Raw genomic sequence first — 17,514 nt, 5'->3', positions numbered from 1 at the left:
GGACAGGGCAGCCTACTCCCGCCAGCTGGGTGGGCAACCGGATATCCGGCATGCCACCCCGTCGGGTCGGCCGTTGGCCCGGTCGGCCGGCGGGCGGGATCATGGGGGGATGACCGAGGCGCGCCCCGAGCAGCGCCGGGTGACGATCAGCGACCCGCAGGTGATGCGGGCGCTGGCCCATCCGGCCCGAATCGCGATCATGGAACATCTCAGCTCACTGGAGGGCGGCGCGACCGCCACCGAGTGCGCCGAGATCGCCGGCCTGTCGCCGAGCGCGACCAGCTACCACCTGCGGGCGTTGGCGAAGTTCGGGCTGATCGAGCCGGCGCCGAGCCGGGGTGACGCGCGGGAGCGGGTGTGGCGGGCGTTCAGCCCCTCCTACTACATCGAGCCCGGACGGTCGGCCGGCTCCGAGGCGCGGGCCGCCGAGCGGGCCCTGGTGGAGGCGCACACGGCCCGCGACGCGCAGCGGACATTCGACTGGCTCGACCGGGCGGCGGACGAGCCGCCGGAGTGGTACGACGCCGCCCGGCTCAGCGACACCCTGCTGCTGCTCACGGCCGAGGAACTCGCCGGGCTCAACGAGTCGATCCAGGAGCTGATGGCGCCCTACCGCCGGCGGATCCGCAGGGACCCGCCGGCGGGCGCCCGCACCGTCGCCGTGCAGTACCGGGCGCTGCCCATCGATTGACGGGGGCTTGTGCGGACCAGATGTGAAGCACTATTTTCGAAGTATGGCCTTCACATCTGGTCGTCGCGCTGGTCCGACGTCTGGCTCACCACGGCCGCGCGGGGCATCTCCAGCTGTGGGGACTTTCTCGCCGCGAGCGCCCTCACCCTGGCCCTGCAGTCCGCCGGGGCGGGCGGCCTGGCCGTCTCCGGCCTGCTGCTCGCGGCCACCCTGCCGCTGGTGGCGCTCGCCCCGCTGACCGGACGCCTCGCCGACCGGGTGGACAGCCGGCTCCTGCTGGTGATCGCCGCTCGCCCAGGCCGGGGTCTGCCTCGCCCTCGCGTACGCCGACGATCCGGTCCTGGTCATCGCCCTGGTGGCGGTGCTCGCCGCCGGGCTCGCGGTCACCCAGCCGGTGCTCGCCGCGCTGGTGCCCGCCATGGTCCGGGCCGCGGACCTGCCCCGGGCGAGCGCCCTCAACCAGACCGCCGGCACCCTCGGCGCGCTGGCCGGGCCGGCGCTGGCCGGGGTGCTGGTCGGCGAGTTCGGCGCGCGCCTGCCACTGCTCGTCGACGCCGGCAGCTACCTCGCGCTGGTGGCGGCCGGGCTGCTCATCCGTACCCGACGGGGCGGCTCCCGACGGGCGGACCCGGCGGCCACCGGGCCCGGGACGGCCACGACCGGCTGGCGGTTGCGCCGCGACCCGCTGCTGGTCGTGATGGTCGGCACCCTCGCCGCGGTGATCGGTGCGGTCGGGGCGATCAACGTGATCGAGGTCTTCTTCATCCGGGAGACGCTGGGCAGCTCCACCACCGTGTACGGCGTGGTGACCGGCGCCTGGACGCTCGGCATCGTGCTCGGCGGTTGGCTCTTCGCCCGGCTCGCCCGGCGGCTGGTGGACGACGGCGCGCTGCTCGGCGCCGGTCTGGCCCTGCTCGGCGGCTGCTGCCTGGCGGTCCTGGCCTCGGCGGCGGTGCCGTCCGCGGCGTTGCTCGTGCCGATCTGGCTGCTCGGCGGGGTGGCCAACGGGGGCGACAACGTCTTCAACAACCTGCTGCTGGCCCGCCGGGTTCCCGAGGCGTCCCGGGGCCGGGCGTTCGCCGTCTTCGGCGCCGCGGTCCAGGGGGCCGGGATGGCCGGGTTCCTGGTCGGCGGCCTGCTGCTGGAGCTGGCCGAACCCCGGCCGCTGGTCGCCGGCTGCGGGGTGGCCGGCCTGCTCGTGGTCGCCGCGGTGGCGGTCCCGGTCCGCCGGGCGGTCCGCGCCGAGCGGGCGGCCGTGGCCCGACCGGACGACCGCGGCCCGGCGGTCGACCGCGTGGCGGCTGCGGAGTTGGCCACTCCGACGCCATCCCGGTGAGCCGGCCGTCGGCGGCGGGGATACGGTCGGGGCATGGCTGACCGCATCACCCGCCCCCGTGTCGGACACATCCAGTTCCTGAACTGTCTGCCGATCTACTGGGGGCTGATGCGGTCCGGCGCGCTGCTCGACGTCGACCTGCACAAGGACTCGCCGGACCGGCTGAACGCCGCGCTGGTCGCCGGCGACCTGGACATCGGGCCGATCTCGCAGGTGGAGTACCTGCGGCACGCCGACGAGCTGCTGCTCCTGCCGGACCTCGCGGTCGGCAGCGACGGCCCGGTCCTCTCCGTCAACGTGGTCTCCACCAAGCCCCTCGCCGAGCTGGACGGCCGCCGGGTCGCGCTCGGCTCGACCTCCCGGACCGGCGTCCTGCTGGCCCAGCTCCTGCTCGCCGAGCGGTACGGCGTCCGCCCCGAGTACTTCCGCTGCCCGCCGGACCTGACCCAGATGCTGCTGGAGGCCGACGCCGGGGTGGTGATCGGGGACGTGGCGCTGCGCGCCCTCTACGAGGCGCCCCGCCGGGGCCTGGAGGTCACCGACCTCGGCCAGGCCTGGCGGGACTGGACCGGGCTGCCGATGGTCTTCGCCGTCTGGGCGGTCCGCCGCGACTTCGCCGCCGCCCACCCCGGCATGGTCAAGGAGGTGCACGAGGCGTTCCTGCGCTCGCGTGACCTCTGCCTGGCCGAGCTGGACCAGGTCGCCGAGGCGGCCGCCCGGTGGGAGCCGTTCGACGCGGCGACCCTGGCGACCTACTTCCGCACCCTCGACTTCTCCCTGGGCGAGCGGCAGGTGGCCGGCCTGCGCGAGTTCGCCCGGCGGGCCGCCGCGATCGGCGAGGTCCCCGCCCTGCCCGAGGGCGGCCCCGAGTTCTTCGCCGGCTGACCAGGCCGGCCGCTCCGGTTCTGCCGGCCGGTCTGAAACGACGACGTGGCGGCATCCCGGGGTCGGGACACCGCCACGTCGGCGAAGCGGAGACGGCTCAGGTGGCCGGGCGGAGCAGCGCCTCGGTGATCTTCTGGCAGTTCTTCATGCCGTACTCGTAGCCCATGTTGATCGGGTAGCGGACCATCACGCCCATCGTCCAGGTGTCGCCGATGGCGAGGCAGTTGATGTGCATCTCCTGCTCCCGCGTGCGGTCGATCCAGCCGTTCTTGATCGCGATGGTCTTCTGCTCGGCGGCCGGGAACGCCTTGCGGATGCCGAAGTCGCCGACGCCGCGGACCAGCCGCATCTCGTTGAGCAGCCACTTCGTCCACTTCGGCCCGGCGGCCCGGCCGTCCGAGATGCACAGCCCCAGCCGCGCGGTGTCCCGGGGGGAGAGGTTCGTCCGGCTCCAGCCGCCGTCCGCGGCCACCTTGCTGTCGGTGAGCTCGCAGGTCGAGAGCAGTCGCTTGATCGAGGCCGACCGGCCGACGTTGTTGTAGAACTGCTCGGCCCGGGTGTTGTCGCTGTCCCGGATGATCTGGGTGGCGTCGGCGAGCTTGGCGCTGCTCGGGGTCTGCCCGGCCTCGTCCGCCCGGCGCAGGTAGTCGGCGACGATCCACGACTTGATCATCGAGGCGGTGGTGCTGGTCTCACCCATGTTCTTGGAACCGATGATCTCGCCGGTCCGCTTGTCCAGCACGCTCCAGGCGTACCAGCCCTTGATGTCGAGGTCGAGATCCTGGGCCTGGAACGGCAGCGGCTCCAGGGAAGGGGACGGCGACGGGGTCGGCTGGGATCGGCTGCTGCGGTCGGTGGCCGCGCTGGTGGACCGGCCGGGCGACCCGGCCGAGTGCGAGCTGGCCGTCGGGCGCAGCGGGGAGCCGGGCACCACCCGGAGCGAGACGAGCACCAGTCCGACCAGGATGACGGCGACCGCGCCGTACATGAGCGGCCGGTGGTCGTTGCCCGGACGGCGCCGGGTGCCAGCCATCAGAGCTTCCCGACCGGCTGCTGCGGCACCTTCAGGGCCGCGCCAGGCTGCGGGGTGACGAGCTGGGTGGTGACGCTGGCGCAGACCTTGGCGCCGTACGCCAGGCCGAGCTTCTGCGGGTAGCGCATCATCACCGCGAGGGTCCACTTGTCGGTCACCGCGAGGCAGTTGACGTGCCACTGGACGTCCGCCCAGAGCATGGTGAACCCGTTCTTGATGCTGACCGGTCCCTGCGCCTTGATCTCGTCCGGCAGGCCGTCGATGATCCCCCACCGGCCACCGCCCTGGGTGGTCTGCTGGTCCTCGACGTCACCCCGGACCTTGGTCATCTCGCTGAGGACGAAGCTCGTCCACTTCCGTCCGGCGGCGGTGCCGTCACCGATGCAGTCACCCATCCGCACCGCGTCCTGCGGCGACATCTGGGTGTACGCCCACTTCGCCTTGGTCGGCTCGATCTTCGTGTCGGTCAGCTTGCACATCTTGATCAGCCGCTCCAGCACTGGCCGGCGCCCGCCGGCGTTGTAGAGCGACTCGGCGGAGATGTCGTTGCTGTCCCGAATGGCGGTGACGATCTGCTTCTTCCGGGTCGCGCTCAGCGGCTTGTCGCCGAGTTGCCGAAGGTAGTCGGAGACGATCCACGCCTTCATCATCGACTCGGTCGAATTGGTCGCGGTCATGTTCTGCGCGCCGCTGATCTCCCCGGTCTTCCGGTCCATCAGCGCCCAGGAGAAGAACTTCCCCTTGAAGTCCACCGAGACCGGGCCGCGGCCAGGGTCGGCGGGGGCGGTGTGGTGGGCGCGGGAGCGGGCACGTTCTCCCCGCCGCCGATGCCGCCGATGCTGGCGAGGGCGCTCCCACCGGAGAGGCGGGCGTACGCGGCGGGCACCAGCATGACGCCACCGAGAAGGACCGCCACGATGGCGAGCACCATGGTCACGCGAGGTCGCATGAGTGGGTGAGCTCCAGATGTCTGGCCGGGGGGACCGGCTTTTCCGAATGGGTACGGCCTGATCGCCGGGGCCGGGGGAATGGCCGTGAGCCGGTGGCGATCGTCAGCAGCCGATCGGTGTGCCGGGGGAAGTCTACTTCCGGACAGGCCCGACGCCAGGATCTGCCGCCTGTGAACTCGCCGTGAAGGCGGGGCAATCTGCCGCTATGCCGCCGTTGGGAGGATTCCCCCTCCCGCAGTGGCCCAACTCACAGGTTTGCGCAGGTCGGCGGCTCTCACTGGGAGCGGTCAGCCGGCGACGGAAGGTGTGGCCGGTTTCCTGTTACACCCTCTGGTGTCATCGGTCGCGAGCTGTAACACTGGCCTCATGTATGGCAACGACTTCTCCGCGCCGGACGACGCGCCCGGCGGTGGCCTGCTCGGCGAGGTCGAGGCGGCCGAGGCGGCGCTGCGGGAGGCCGCCGCCCGGGCCCGGCGCGGCGGGCCGGCCCCTGACGAGGACCTCGAGGCGTACTTCGCGGACGTGATCGACGCCGATCAGAAGATCGAGCCGCGCGACTGGATGCCCGAGGCGTACCGGAAGACGCTGATCCGGCAGATCGCGCAGCACGCGCACTCCGAGATCATCGGGATGCAGCCCGAGGGGAACTGGATCAGCCGCGCCCCCTCGCTGAAGCGCAAGGCCATCCTGCTGGCCAAGGTGCAGGACGAGGCCGGCCACGGCCTCTACCTCTACGCCGCGGCGGAGACCCTGGGGGTCAGCCGGGACGAGCTGGTCGAGCTGCTGATCAGCGGCCGGCAGAAGTACAGCTCGATCTTCAACTACCCGACGTTGACCTGGGCCGACGTGGGCGCGATCGGCTGGCTGGTGGACGGCGCGGCGATCGTCAACCAGGTCCCGCTCTGCCGCTGCTCCTACGGGCCGTACGCCCGCGCGATGATCCGGGTCTGCAAGGAGGAGTCGTTCCACCAGCGCCAGGGGTACGAGATCCTGCACACCCTGGCGCACGGCACCCCCGGGCAGAAGGCGATGGCCCAGGACGCGGTCGACCGCTGGTGGTACCCGTCACTGGCCATGTTCGGGCCGCCGGACGGAGACTCGACCCACTCGGCGCAGTCCATGGCCTGGAAGATCAAGCGATTCTCCAACGACGACCTGCGGCAGCGCTTCGTGGACATGTGCGTGCAGCAGGCCGAGATCCTGGGCCTGCGCATCCCCGACCCGGACCTGCGCTGGAACGACGAGCGCCAGGCGTACGACTACACCCAGCCCGACTACGACGAGCTGATGCAGGTGATCAAGGGCAACGGGCCGTGCAACCGGCAGCGGATGGAACACCGCCGCCGCGCCCACGCCGACGGCGCCTGGGTGCGCGAGGCCGCCGCCGCGTACGCCGCGAAGCGGTCGGCGAACAACAAGGAGAAGGTGGCCGCGTGAGCAGGGAATCGTCGCCTCTTTGGGAGGTCTTCGTCCGGGCCCGGCGCGGGCTGTCGCACACCCACGTCGGCAGCCTGCATGCCCCCGACGCGGAGCTGGCCCTGCGCAACGCGCGGGACGTCTACACCCGCCGTCAGGAGGGCGTCTCGATCTGGGTGGTGCCGGCGGCCGCGATCACCGCGTCCAGCCCGGACGAGAAGGACGCCTTCTTCGAACCGGCGGCCGACAAGGTCTACCGCCACCCCACCTTCTACGAGGTCCCGGACGGGGTGGCCCACCTGTGACCGGCTCCTTCGACTTCGTCCTCTCCCTCGGCGACGACGCGTTGATCGCGGCGCAGCGGCTCGGCGAGTGGACCTCCCGCGCGCCGGAGATGGAGGAGGACATCGCCCTGGCGAACATCGCCCTCGACCAGCTCGGCGCGGCCCGGCTGCTGCTGACGTACGCGGGTGAGCTGGAGGGCGCTGGCCGGGACGAGGACGCGCTGGCGTTCCTCCGCGACGACCGGGAGTTCCGCAACTGCCTCCTGGTCGAGCTGCCCAACGGCGACTTCGCGGTCACCATGGCGAAGCTGTTCTTCCTGTCGGCGTACCAGTTGCCGCTCTACACCGCGCTGGCCGGTTGCGCCGACGAGCGGCTGGCCGCGATCGGGGCGAAGGCGCGCAAGGAGTCGGCGTACCACCTGGACCACGCCGCGCTCTGGGTGAAGCGGCTCGGCGACGGCACCGAGGAGTCGCACCGCCGGATGCAGGCCGCGGTCGACGAGGTCTGGCCGTACACCCATGAGCTGTTCGCGGCGGACCCGGCGGCGCCGGTCGACCCGGCCACCCTGCGGGCCGACTTCGACGCCACGGTCTCCACCGTGCTCGCCGAGGCGACGCTCACCCGGCCCGAGACCGGCTGGACGCCCGGTGGTGGGCGGGACGGCGTGCACACCGAGCACGTCTCCTACCTGCTGGCCGAGATGCAGGTGCTGCACCGGGCGCATCCGGGGGCGAAGTGGTGACCGACCCCAGGGCGGCCGCGGCGGCGGTGGTGGACCCGGAGATCCGGGTCATCACCATCGACGAGCTGGGCATCCTGCGGGCGGTCGAGGAGAACCCGGCCACCGGCCGGGTCGTCGTCACCATCACCCCCACCTACACCGGCTGCCCGGCGATGGACGTGATCCGGGCGGACATCCGCCGGGCGCTCGCCGCCGCCGGCCACCCGGACGCCGAGGTCCGTACGGTCTACAGCCCGGCCTGGAGCACCGACTGGATCTCCGACAGCGGCCGGGCGAAGCTCGCCGCCGCCGGCATCGCCCCGCCGGCACCGGTCAGCGCCGGCAACGTCGTGCCGCTGACCCTCGCCGTGCGCTGCCCGCGCTGCGGCTCCCCGGAGACCGAGCAGGTCAGTCGCTTCGGTTCCACCGCGTGCAAGGCGCTGTGGCGCTGCCGCTCCTGCTCCGAACCCTTCGACCACCTGAAGGCGCTGTGACTGTCACCATCACCCGACCGGTCCGTCGCCGGCCGGCCTTCCACCCGCTTCCCGTGGCCGCCGTCGACCGGCTCACCGACGACTCCGTGGCGGTCACCTTCGCCGTGCCGGCGGAGCTGCGGGAGACCTTCGCGTTCTCCGCCGGCCAGCACCTGACCGTGCGGCGCACGGGTGCGGGCGGGGAGGACGTGCGGCGGTCGTACTCGATCTGCTCCACTCCGGACGACCTGGCCCGGCACGGCCGGCTGCGGATCGGGGTGCGGGAGATCCCCGGCGGCGCCTTCTCCGCGTTCGCCTGCGGTGCGCTGCGCGGCGGCGACACCGTCGAGGTGCTGCCCCCGTTGGGGCACTTCACCACGGCGTTCGCGCCCGACCGGGTGCGCCACTACGGCGCGGTGGTGGCCGGTTCCGGCATCACCCCGGTGCTCGCGCTGGTCGCGACCGCGCTGGCCGTCGAGCCGGCCAGCACCTTCACCCTGGTGTACGGCAACCGCACCGCCAACACGGTGATGTTCGCGGAGGAGCTGGCGGACCTGAAGGACCGCTACCCGACCCGGCTGCACCTGGTGCACGTGCTCTCCCGCGAGCAGGGCGAGTCGCCGCTGCTGTCGGGGCGGATCGACGCCGACCGGCTGGGCCGGCTGCTGGACACCATCGTGCCGGGCGACGCGATCGAGGAGTGGTTCCTCTGCGGCCCGTACGGGATGGTGGTGGACGCGAAGGCGGTGCTGACCGGCCGTGGGCTGGCGGAGCCGGCGGTGCACACGGAGCTGTTCCACGTCGACGCGCCGCCGGAGCCGGTGCGCCGCCCGGGCGACGAGCCCGGCGCGGGGGCCGAGGTGACGATCGTGCTGGACGGCCGCTCGTCGAACTTCACGATGGGCCGTGACGAGCGGGTGCTGGACGCCGCTCTCAAGGTCCGCGGCGAGCTGCCGTACGCCTGCAAGGGCGGCGTCTGCTCCACCTGCAAGGCGAAGGTCGTCTCCGGCGAGGTGACCATGGCCCGCAACTACGCACTGGAGCCGGACGAGGTGGCCGCCGGCTACGTCCTCACCTGCCAGTCGAGCCCGGTCACCGACAAGCTGACGGTCGACTACGACGCGTGATCCCTGGGCGGCTCGCGTCGAAGGTTGCGCTGGGTGACGGCCGCGGTCGAGCGTGACATCCCCTGTTCCGGCCTTTGCTCTGCTTCAGCAGAGGCAACACCGCCCTGATCAGCTCTTCTCTCCTTGACCGCCCGGCATGACGAGAAGAGCCCGCTTACTTTGGGTGGCTGTTGCGTATGTTGAAGCAGAGCAAAGGCGGCGGATCGGGGTGTCGGAGCGGATGCCGGCGTAACGCCCCGTGGCCCTGGCAGGACCGAAGGCCGAGGACGTCACATCGGGCGGCCGCGCGTCGCCGGGTCGGAACCGGCGACGTAGGCTCGGGGGCGTGACGGTGAGCCGGGAGATCGACGACATCCTGCAGCGCGGCGCGGACGGCGGGCGCATCACGCCCGAGGAGGCCCTGCTGCTCTACACCGAGGCGCCCTTCCACGCGCTCGGCGAGGCGGCGGACGCGGTGCGCCGGCGGCGCTACCCGGACAACATCGTCACCTACCTGATCGACCGCAACATCAACTACACGAACGTCTGCGTGACGGCGTGCAAGTTCTGCGCGTTCTATCGGGCGCCGAAGCACAAGGAAGGGTGGACCCACCCGACCGAGGAGATCCTGCGCCGCTGCGGCGAGGCGGTCGAGCTGGGCGCCACCCAGGTGATGCTCCAGGGTGGCCACCACCCGGACTACGGCGTCGAGTACTACGAGGAGCTCTTCTCCTCGGTGAAGAAGGCGTACCCGCAGCTCGCCATCCACTCCATCGGCCCGAGCGAGATCCTGCACATGGCCAAGGTCTCCGGCGTCAGCCTCGACGAGGCCATCGCCCGGATCAAGACAGCCGGCCTGGACTCGATCGCCGGGGCCGGCGCGGAGATGCTGCCGGACCGCCCGCGCAAGGCGATCGCCCCGCTGAAGGAGTCCGGGGCGCGCTGGCTCGAGGTGATGGAGCTGGCGCACCGGCAGGGCGTCGAGTCCACCGCGACGATGATGATGGGCACCGGCGAGACCAACGCCGAGCGGATCGAGCACCTGCGGATGATCCGCGACGTGCAGGACCGCACCCAGGGCTTCCGGGCCTTCATCCCGTGGACGTACCAGCCGGAGAACAACCACCTGAAGGGCCGCACCCAGGCCACCACCCTGGAGTACCTGCGGCTGGTCGCGGTGGCCCGGCTCTTCTTCGAGACGGTGCCGCACCTGCAGGCCTCCTGGCTGACCACCGGCAAGGATGCCGGCCAGCTCGCCCTGCACATGGGCGTGGACGACCTCGGCTCGATCATGCTGGAGGAGAACGTCATCTCCTCCGCGGGCGCCCGGCACCGCTCCAACCTGCACGAGCTGATCGGGATGATCCGCTCGGCCGACCGGATCCCGGCGCAGCGGGACACCCTCTACAACCGGCTCGCCGTGCACCGCACGCCGGCCGACGACCCGAGCGACGACCGGGTGGTCTCGCACTTCTCCTCGATCGCCATTCCGGGTGGCGGGGTCGGGAAGTCGCTCCCGCTCGTCGAGGTCAACTGACCCCTGCCCGCGACGTCCCGCGCGGTCGACCGTCCCGAGCCGCAGGGCGGTCGGCCGAACGGTCAGGGTTCGGCGCGGGGAGTGGCGGTCGTGATCGCGTGCCGCTAACGTGCCGGCTCGTAGCTTCCTTCGCCGCACGGCGAGCTCTCCACGATCGTCCTCCATCGGCCCGCGAGGGCCGTTCACATAACGCACGGCAGCAGGGGCGGGATGGGTCACCATCCCGCCCCTGCTGTCCCTTCCGGTCGTGACGTCCGCTCCGCCCGGCGACGGGTACCCGTCCACCGTTGGCTGGGGACCGGCTGGCAGAGTGGAGGGGTGAGCCGTACCCCGCAGGGCCAGCGCGCCAGCCTGGACAAGCAGCCGCACGAGGTCGCCGCGATGTTCGACGGCGTGGCGGCCCGCTACGACCTGACCAACACCGTGCTCTCCTTCGGGCAGGACCGGTTCTGGCGGCGGGCCACCCGGGCGGCGCTCGGCCTGCGCCCCGGCGAGCGGGTGCTGGACGTGGGCGCGGGCACCGGCGTCTCGACCGAGGAACTGGCCCACTCCGGGGCGTACGCGGTGGGGGCGGACCTGTCGCTGGGCATGCTGCACGCCGGCAAGCGGACCCGTCCGCAGGTGCCGCTGCTGGCCGGGGACGCGCTGAGGCTGCCGTTCGCCGACGCCAGCTTCGACGCGGTGACCATCTCCTTCGCGCTGCGCAACGTCAACGACACCGACGCCGCGCTGCGCGAGCTGGCCCGGGTGACCAGGCCGGGCGGCCGGCTGGTGGTCTGCGAGTTCAGCACCCCGGTCAACCCGGCCTTCCGGACCGTCTACCTGTCGTACCTGATGCGGTCCCTGCCGGCGGTGGCCCGCGCGGTCTCCAGCAACCCCGACGCGTACGTCTATCTCGCCGAGTCGATCCGGGCCTGGCCCGACCAGGCGGCGCTGGCCGCGCGGATCGGCGCGGCCGGCTGGGGCCGGGTGGCCTGGCGGAACCTCACCGGCGGCGTGGTGGCGCTGCACCGCGCGATCCGCGACTGACCCGACGCGGCGTCGCAAGCCTCGCGGGCCAGAGAAGCGTCTTTTTCGTGAATATCCGTTTTTAGTCCACTTTGCCCCGTAGGCTCGCCCCATGACGGGACGAGACCAGGCGGCCGCGACGGCGGCCACCGACGACGACGCCGCGGAACTCATCGCGCAGCTCAAGGAGCTGGCCGGCGCCGATCCCGCCGACGTCCGTCAGGTGGTCGCCGAGGTGCTCGCCGCGCTCGACCGCGCCGCCGGGGGCGCGCTGCGGGACCACCTGCCCGAGGCGATCCGGGTCGATGCCGGGCTGGACACGGCCGCCCACACCCTGCCCTGACGCCGAAGTGGGCCCCTACCGGCGCGTTTCCACGAAGTTAGGTACCCCTCACCGCCTACCGGTGTAACCCCGGTCATAGACTCCAACCCGATCGGCTTGTGAAGCATTTCACGAGCATGCGGGAGGAGGCGCAGATGACCGCGGTGGAGAACGACGCCGACGTGATCGTCGTGGGCGCCGGTCCCGGAGGATCGGCGACCGCGTACCACCTGGCTCGGCACGGCGTCCGCGTGCTGCTGCTGGAGAAGACCGAGTTCCCCCGGGAGAAGGTCTGCGGCGACGGGCTCACCCCGCGCGCCGTGCGGCAGCTCATCCGGATGGGCGTGGACACCTCGCCCGAGGCCGGCTGGCTGCACAACAAGGGCCTGCGGGTGATCGGCGGCGGGGTACGCCTCGAACTGGACTGGCCCGACCTGGCCAGCTTCCCCAACTACGGCCTGGTCCGTACCCGGCTCGACTTCGACGACCTGCTCGCCCAGCGTGCCGTCTCGGCCGGGGCGAAGCTGCGCACCAGCGTGAACGTCATCGGCCCGGTGCTCGACGCCGACGATCGGGTGATCGGCGTGCAGGCCGAGGTCGGCCCGGAGAAGGAGCCGGCCACCTTCCACGCCCCGCTGGTGGTCGCCGCGGACGGCGTGTCCGGCCGCTTCCCGCTCGCCCTCGGGCTGGCCAAGCGGGAGGACCGGCCGATCGGGGTGGCCGTCCGGCGCTACTACCGCTCGCCGGCCAAGCACGACGACGACTACCTGGAGTCGTGGCTGGAGCTGCGCAGCAAGGACAGTGGCGACAACCTGCTCCCCGGGTACGGCTGGATCTTCGGCCTGGGCGACGGGCGGGTCAACGTCGGCCTCGGCGTGCTGAACTCCTCCTCCGCCTTCGGCAGGACGAACTACCGGCGGCTGCTCACCGACTGGCTGGCCAACACCCCCGAGGACTGGGGGATGACCGACGAGGCGAACGCGGAGGGCCCGATCCTCGGCGCCGCGCTGCCGATGGGCTTCAACCGGGTTCCGCACTACACCCGCGGGGTCATGCTGGTCGGCGACTCCGGCGGCATGGTCAACCCGTTCAACGGCGAGGGCATCGCGTACGCGATGGAGTCCGGCGAGCTGGCCGCGGAGATCGCGGTGCAGGCGCTCGCCCGGCCGGCCGGCGCCGAGCGGGAACGGGCGCTGATGGCATATCCGCAGGAGCTGAAGGCCCGCTTCGGGGGCTACTACCGGCTCGGCGGCATCTTCGTGAAGCTGATCGGCCGTCCGGAGATCATGCGGCTCGCCACCAAGCACGGCATGCCGCACCCGACGCTGATGCGCTTCGTGCTCAAGCTGCTGGCCAACCTGACCGATCCGCGCGGTGGCGACTCGATGGACCGGGTCATCAACGCGATGACGAAGGTCGCGCCCGCCGTCTGACAACGGGTTCCCGGCCGGCGACGGCCGGGATCCGACAAAGATCGACCCCCCCGCCGGCCGAGGTCGTGAGGGACGTGAATAGTGTGATTTTGGCCAGCCACCGAGGGCAGGGAAGGACGAGCAGGAGATAACGATGACGCTCTCGCCTTACGCACCGATCATCGGGCTGTTCGCCCTCGCCGCGGGGTTCGCGCTGTTCTCCGTGGCCGCCGCCCGCTTCGCCGGTCCCCGGCGCTTCAACAAGGCCAAGCTCGAGGCGTACGAGTGCGGCATCGAGCCGAGCCCGCAGCCGGTCGGCGGTGGCCGGTTCCCGGTCAAGTTCTACCTGACGGCGATGCTCTTCATCGTCTTCGACATCGAGATCATCTTCCTCTACCCCTGGGCGGTCTCCTTCGACGCCCTGCCGATCTTCGGCTTCGTGGAGATGGTCATGTTCATCGTCGCGGTCTTCGTCGCCTACGCCTACGTCTGGCGGCGCGGCGGCCTGGACTGGGACTGAGGGAGGTACGGCAGATGGGTATCGAGGAGAAGCTTCCCGCCGGCGTCCTGCTCACCTCCGTGGAGAAGCTGGTCAACTGGTCGCGGAAGTCGTCCGTCTGGGGCGCCACCTTCGGCCTGGCCTGCTGCGCCATCGAGATGATGGCGGCCGGCGGTCCGCACTACGACATGGGCCGCTGGGGCATGGAGGTCTTCCGCGCCTCGCCCCGCCAGGCGGATCTGATGATCGTCGCCGGCCGGGTGAGCCAGAAGATGGCCCCGGTGCTGCGCCAGATCTACGACCAGATGGCCGAGCCCCGCTGGGTGCTCTCCATGGGCGTCTGCGCGAGCAGCGGCGGCATGTTCAACAACTACGCCATCGTCCAGGGCGTCGACCACGTGGTGCCGGTCGACATGTACCTCCCGGGCTGCCCGCCCCGGCCGGAGATGCTCATCGACGCGATCCTCAAGCTCCGCGAGAAGATCATGTACGAGCCGCTGGGCGCGAACGGCCGCAAGATGCTGGAGGCCCGCAAGGAGCGCGGTGACGTGCCCGTCGTGCCGTACGGCTCGATGCCGTCGTCGTACCGCAACGACAAGGCCCGGCGTGCCGAGTGGACGAAGGCGGTCCGCGAGGGGCGCGAGGAGCAGCTGCGGATCGAGAACTGGATGAAGGCTCAGAACCACCTCCACCCGCACGAGGGCGTGAAGAAATGACCGCACCTGACAACAAGGCGAACGGCGGCGTGCCGGTGCCGACGACCCCGGCCGGCGCCACCAGCGGCGCACCGGCGGAGTACCCGCCGGCCAGCCCGGCCGGGCGCGGCATGTTCGGCATGCACGGCACCGGCGACGTCTCCGGCTACGGCGGCCTGGTCCGCCAGCGCAAGCCGGTCGAGGAGACCCCCCGGCCGTACGGCGGCTACTTCGACGAGGTCCGCGACGCGCTGGAGGAGGCGTACCCCGCCTTCGGCGACGCGATCGAGAAGGTCGTCGTCGACCGCGGCGAGCTGACCCTGCACGTCCGCCCCGAGCGGATCGCCGAGGTCTGCCAGGTGATGCGGGACGACCTGGCGCTCCGCTTCGAGCTGTGCTCCTCGGTGTCCGGGGTGGACTACCTGGGTGCGGACGAGCGCCGGCTGCACGTGGTCTACCAGCTCACCTCGATGACCTACCGGCGCCGGGTCCGGCTGGAGGCCGCGGTCTCCGTCGAGGACCCGCACCTGCCGAGCGTCACCGCCGTCTACCCGACCGCCGACTGGCAGGAGCGGGAGGCGTACGACATGTTCGGCATCGTCTTCGACGGCCACCCCAACCTGACCCGGATCCTCATGCCGGACGACTGGGAGGGGCACCCACAGCGCAAGGACTACCCGCTCGGCGGCATCCCCGTCGAGTACAAGGGTGCGGAAATTCCCCCGCCGGACCGTAGGAGGTCCTACCAGTGACCACGTCGAACTACGCGACCGAGCGCGAGACCACCGAGGGCAGGGTCTTCACCGTCACCGGTGGGGACTGGGACCAGGTCGTCTCCGGCACCGACCCGATCAACGACGAGCGGATCGTCGTCAACATGGGTCCGCAGCACCCGTCCACGCACGGCGTGCTCCGGTTGATCCTGGAGCTGGAGGGCGAGACGGTCCGCGAGGCCCGCTCGGTCGTCGGCTACCTGCACACCGGCATCGAGAAGAACCTGGAGTACCGCAACTGGGTCCAGGGCTCGACGTTCGTGACCCGGATGGACTACCTCGCGCCGCTGTTCAACGAGACGGCGTACGCGCTGGCGGTGGAGAAGCTGCTCGGCATCACCGACGAGGTGACCGAGCGGGCGAACACCATCCGGGTGCTGATGATGGAGCTGAACCGGGTCTCCTCGCACCTGGTCTGGCTGGCCACCACCGGCATGGAGCTGGGCGCGATCTCGATCATGCTGTACGGCTTCCGCGAGCGGGAGCACATCCTCGACATCTTCGAGACCATCACCGGCCTGCGGATGAACCACGCGTACGTGCGGCCGGGCGGCCTGGCGCAGGACGTGCCGGACGACGCGATCGTCAAGATCCGGAACTTCCTCAAGATGATGCCGAAGAAGCTCAAGGAGTACGAGGACCTCCTCTCCGGGCAGCCGATCTGGACCGAGCGGACCAAGGGCGTCGCGGTGCTGGACGTGACCGGCTGCCTGGCGCTCGGCGTCACCGGTCCGGTGCTCCGTTCCGCCGGTCTCGCCTGGGACCTGCGCAAGACCATGCCGTACTGCGGCTACGAGACGTACGAGTTCGACGTGCCGACCCACCCGGACGGCGACGTGTGGGGCCGCTACCAGGTCCGGCTCGCCGAGATCCGGGAGTCGCTGAAGCTGGTCGAGCAGGCCCTCGACCGGTTGAAGCCGGGCCCGGTGATGGTGGCCGACCGCAAGATCGCCTGGCCGGCGCAGCTCGCCATCGGCGTGGACGGCATGGGCAACTCGCTGGAGCACGTCGCCAAGATCATGGGTCAGTCGATGGAGTCGCTGATCCACCACTTCAAGCTCGTCACCGAGGGCTTCCGGGTCCCGCCGGGCCAGGTGTACGTCGGCATCGAGTCGCCCCGCGGCGAGCTGGGCGTGCACGCGGTCTCCGACGGCGGCACCCGGCCCTACCGGGTGCACTACCGGGAGCCGAGCTTCGTCAACCTCCAGGCCCTCCCGGCGATGGCCGAGGGCGGCCTGATCGCCGACGTGATCGCCGGTGGCGCCTCGCTGGACCCCGTGATGGGTGGTTGTGACCGGTGAGCGCGAGGAGTGAGCTTGCGAGCCCCGCAGTCGCGAACGGAAGGCGACTCTGATGACGACTTTCACTGAGCAGACGCGCGAGCGGGCGCGGGAGATCATCGCCCGCTACCCGGCCGACCGGTCCCGCTCGGCGCTGCTGCCGCTGCTGCACCTGGTCCAGTCGGAGGAGGGCTACGTCTCCCCGGCCGGCGTCGAGTTCTGCGCCGAGGTGCTCGGGCTGAACAAGGCCCAGGTCGGCGCGGTGGCCACCTTCTACACCATGTACAAGCGCAAGCCGACCGGCGACTACCTGGTCAGCGTCTGCACCAACACGATGTGCAACGTGCTGGGCGGCCAGGAGGTCTACGACACCCTCGCCGAGCACCTCGGCGTCGGGCACGACGAGACCACCGCCGACGGGAAGATCACCCTGGAGCACGCCGAGTGCCTCGCGGCGTGCGACTACGGCCCGGTGATGACCGTCAACTACGACTTCTTCGACGGCGTCGACCCGCAGGGCGCGGTCGGCGTGGTCGAGGAGCTGCGCGCCGGTGGCCGGCCGATGCCGACCCGGGGCGCCCGGCTCTGCACGCTCAAGGAGATGGCCGTGCAGCTCGCCGGCTTCGCCGACGAGCGCGAGGGCGCGGTCGCCGACGGCGGCCCGGGCGAGTCGAGCCTGCGCGGCCTGCGCCTGGCCGAGCAGCACGGCATCGCGGTGCCGGGCTTCGACCCGAACACCCCGATCCGGAGCAAGGCCGAGGCCGACCAGGCCGCGGCGCAGGCGAAGGCGAAGGCCGAGGCGGCCAAGCCCGCCCCCGCCGAGGCCGCCGCCGCCCCGGTCAAGGGCGGAGACGGGGCGGCCAACCCCGCCGCGAAGGCGGGGACGGCCGAGCCGGCCGAGCCGGAGTCGGTGGCCGGCAGCACGGCCCCGGACGTGAAGGCGCCGGACGACAAGTCGCCGCAGGTGCGTACCGCCGAGACCCGGCAGCCCGACGCGCGGACCGCCGTGCCGGACGCCCCCGGCACCAAGGTCCCGGCGGACAGCACCGCGCCGGCGCCGCGCGACGCCCAGGAGGCGGCGGCCGCCGGCGC

At 71.7% G+C, this 17,514-nt stretch carries 18 protein-coding genes and 1 pseudogene; 17 read left to right on the top strand and 2 right to left on the bottom strand.

The genetic code is table 11. The annotated features are described in order from the left end of the window. Nucleotides 1–109: 109 nt before the first annotated feature. The 3 genes from JNW87_RS08840 (at nt 110) to JNW87_RS08830 (ending at nt 2,912) form a co-directional block, all read left to right on the top strand. Nucleotides 110–691: a helix-turn-helix transcriptional regulator gene (locus JNW87_RS08840; protein WP_109801184.1), complete on the top strand. Its 582-nt coding sequence runs from the start codon at nt 110–112 to the stop codon at nt 689–691. Between the two features lie 355 nt (nt 692–1,046). After that, the gene (locus JNW87_RS08835; RefSeq protein WP_238453464.1) at nt 1,047–2,027 is read left to right on the top strand and encodes an MFS transporter; all 981 of its coding nucleotides are present in this window, start codon (nt 1,047–1,049) and stop codon (nt 2,025–2,027) included. Between the two features lie 33 nt (nt 2,028–2,060). After that, a complete protein-coding gene (locus tag JNW87_RS08830) occupies nt 2,061–2,912 on the top strand; it encodes a menaquinone biosynthetic enzyme MqnA/MqnD family protein (protein ID WP_109801186.1) in 852 nt (283 codons plus the stop codon). A 97-nt stretch (nt 2,913–3,009) separates the two neighbouring features. On the opposite strand, the gene JNW87_RS08825 is transcribed toward JNW87_RS08830, so the two are convergent. Further along, entirely contained in the window at nt 3,010–3,945 is a 936-nt protein-coding gene (locus tag JNW87_RS08825) for a hypothetical protein (protein WP_109801187.1), read from the bottom strand. Then, nucleotides 3,945–4,894, bottom strand: a pseudogene (locus tag JNW87_RS08820) (hypothetical protein). The gene JNW87_RS08825 and the pseudogene JNW87_RS08820 overlap by 1 nt, the downstream one beginning before the upstream one ends. Before the next feature lie 367 nt (nt 4,895–5,261). Between JNW87_RS08820 and paaA the strand changes: the two are divergent. The 14 genes from paaA to nuoE form a co-directional block, all read left to right on the top strand. Continuing rightward, the gene (gene paaA, locus JNW87_RS08815; protein ID WP_109801189.1) at nt 5,262–6,332 is read left to right on the top strand and encodes a 1,2-phenylacetyl-CoA epoxidase subunit PaaA; all 1,071 of its coding nucleotides are present in this window, start codon (nt 5,262–5,264) and stop codon (nt 6,330–6,332) included. Further along, nucleotides 6,329–6,616, top strand: coding sequence for a 1,2-phenylacetyl-CoA epoxidase subunit PaaB (paaB, locus tag JNW87_RS08810; protein ID WP_109801190.1), 288 nt, complete (start codon nt 6,329–6,331; stop codon nt 6,614–6,616). Before paaA ends, paaB begins: the two co-directional genes overlap by 4 nt. Beyond that, a complete protein-coding gene (paaC, locus tag JNW87_RS08805; protein ID WP_109801191.1) occupies nt 6,613–7,338 on the top strand; it encodes a 1,2-phenylacetyl-CoA epoxidase subunit PaaC in 726 nt (241 codons plus the stop codon). Before paaB ends, paaC begins: the two co-directional genes overlap by 4 nt. Further along, complete coding sequence (paaD, locus tag JNW87_RS08800; RefSeq protein WP_109801214.1) at nt 7,335–7,811, top strand: 1,2-phenylacetyl-CoA epoxidase subunit PaaD; 477 nt, start codon at nt 7,335–7,337, stop codon at nt 7,809–7,811. The genes paaC and paaD overlap by 4 nt, the downstream gene beginning before the upstream one ends. Beyond that, complete coding sequence (paaE, locus tag JNW87_RS08795; RefSeq protein ID WP_109801192.1) at nt 7,808–8,917, top strand: 1,2-phenylacetyl-CoA epoxidase subunit PaaE; 1,110 nt, start codon at nt 7,808–7,810, stop codon at nt 8,915–8,917. Before paaD ends, paaE begins: the two co-directional genes overlap by 4 nt. A 325-nt stretch (nt 8,918–9,242) precedes the next feature. Continuing rightward, nucleotides 9,243–10,433: a cyclic dehypoxanthinyl futalosine synthase gene (gene mqnC / locus JNW87_RS08790; protein ID WP_109801193.1), complete on the top strand. Its 1,191-nt coding sequence runs from the start codon at nt 9,243–9,245 to the stop codon at nt 10,431–10,433. A gap of 318 nt (nt 10,434–10,751) precedes the next feature. Then, nucleotides 10,752–11,462, top strand: coding sequence for a demethylmenaquinone methyltransferase (locus JNW87_RS08785; RefSeq protein WP_109801194.1), 711 nt, complete (start codon nt 10,752–10,754; stop codon nt 11,460–11,462). A 91-nt stretch (nt 11,463–11,553) separates the two neighbouring features. Next, entirely contained in the window at nt 11,554–11,784 is a 231-nt protein-coding gene (locus JNW87_RS08780; protein ID WP_109801195.1) for a hypothetical protein, read from the top strand. Between the two features lie 134 nt (nt 11,785–11,918). Next, nucleotides 11,919–13,196 carry a geranylgeranyl reductase family protein gene (locus JNW87_RS08775; protein WP_109801215.1) on the top strand — a complete coding sequence of 426 codons (1,278 nt, stop codon included), beginning with the start codon at nt 11,919–11,921 and terminating at the stop codon, nt 13,194–13,196. A gap of 133 nt (nt 13,197–13,329) precedes the next feature. After that, nucleotides 13,330–13,695: an NADH-quinone oxidoreductase subunit A gene (locus JNW87_RS08770; protein WP_109801196.1), complete on the top strand. Its 366-nt coding sequence runs from the start codon at nt 13,330–13,332 to the stop codon at nt 13,693–13,695. 14 nt (nt 13,696–13,709) lie between these two features. Next, a complete protein-coding gene (locus tag JNW87_RS08765; RefSeq protein WP_109801197.1) occupies nt 13,710–14,390 on the top strand; it encodes an NADH-quinone oxidoreductase subunit B family protein in 681 nt (226 codons plus the stop codon). Further along, complete coding sequence (locus tag JNW87_RS08760; protein ID WP_109801198.1) at nt 14,387–15,121, top strand: NADH-quinone oxidoreductase subunit C; 735 nt, start codon at nt 14,387–14,389, stop codon at nt 15,119–15,121. The genes JNW87_RS08765 and JNW87_RS08760 overlap by 4 nt, the downstream gene beginning before the upstream one ends. Then, nucleotides 15,118–16,443, top strand: a complete 1,326-nt coding sequence (locus JNW87_RS08755; RefSeq protein ID WP_238453463.1) for an NADH-quinone oxidoreductase subunit D — start codon at nt 15,118–15,120, stop codon at nt 16,441–16,443. Before JNW87_RS08760 ends, JNW87_RS08755 begins: the two co-directional genes overlap by 4 nt. A 52-nt stretch (nt 16,444–16,495) precedes the next feature. Continuing rightward, nucleotides 16,496–17,514 (top strand): NADH-quinone oxidoreductase subunit NuoE (gene nuoE / locus JNW87_RS08750; protein WP_238453462.1); only part of this gene is annotated, 1,019 nt, incomplete at its 3' end.

The organism is Micromonospora sp. ATA51, assembly GCF_016802855.1.
GTDB classification, from domain to species: Bacteria; Actinomycetota; Actinomycetes; order Mycobacteriales; family Micromonosporaceae; genus Micromonospora; species Micromonospora sicca.
This window is presented reverse-complemented; position numbering and strand designations above follow the sequence as displayed.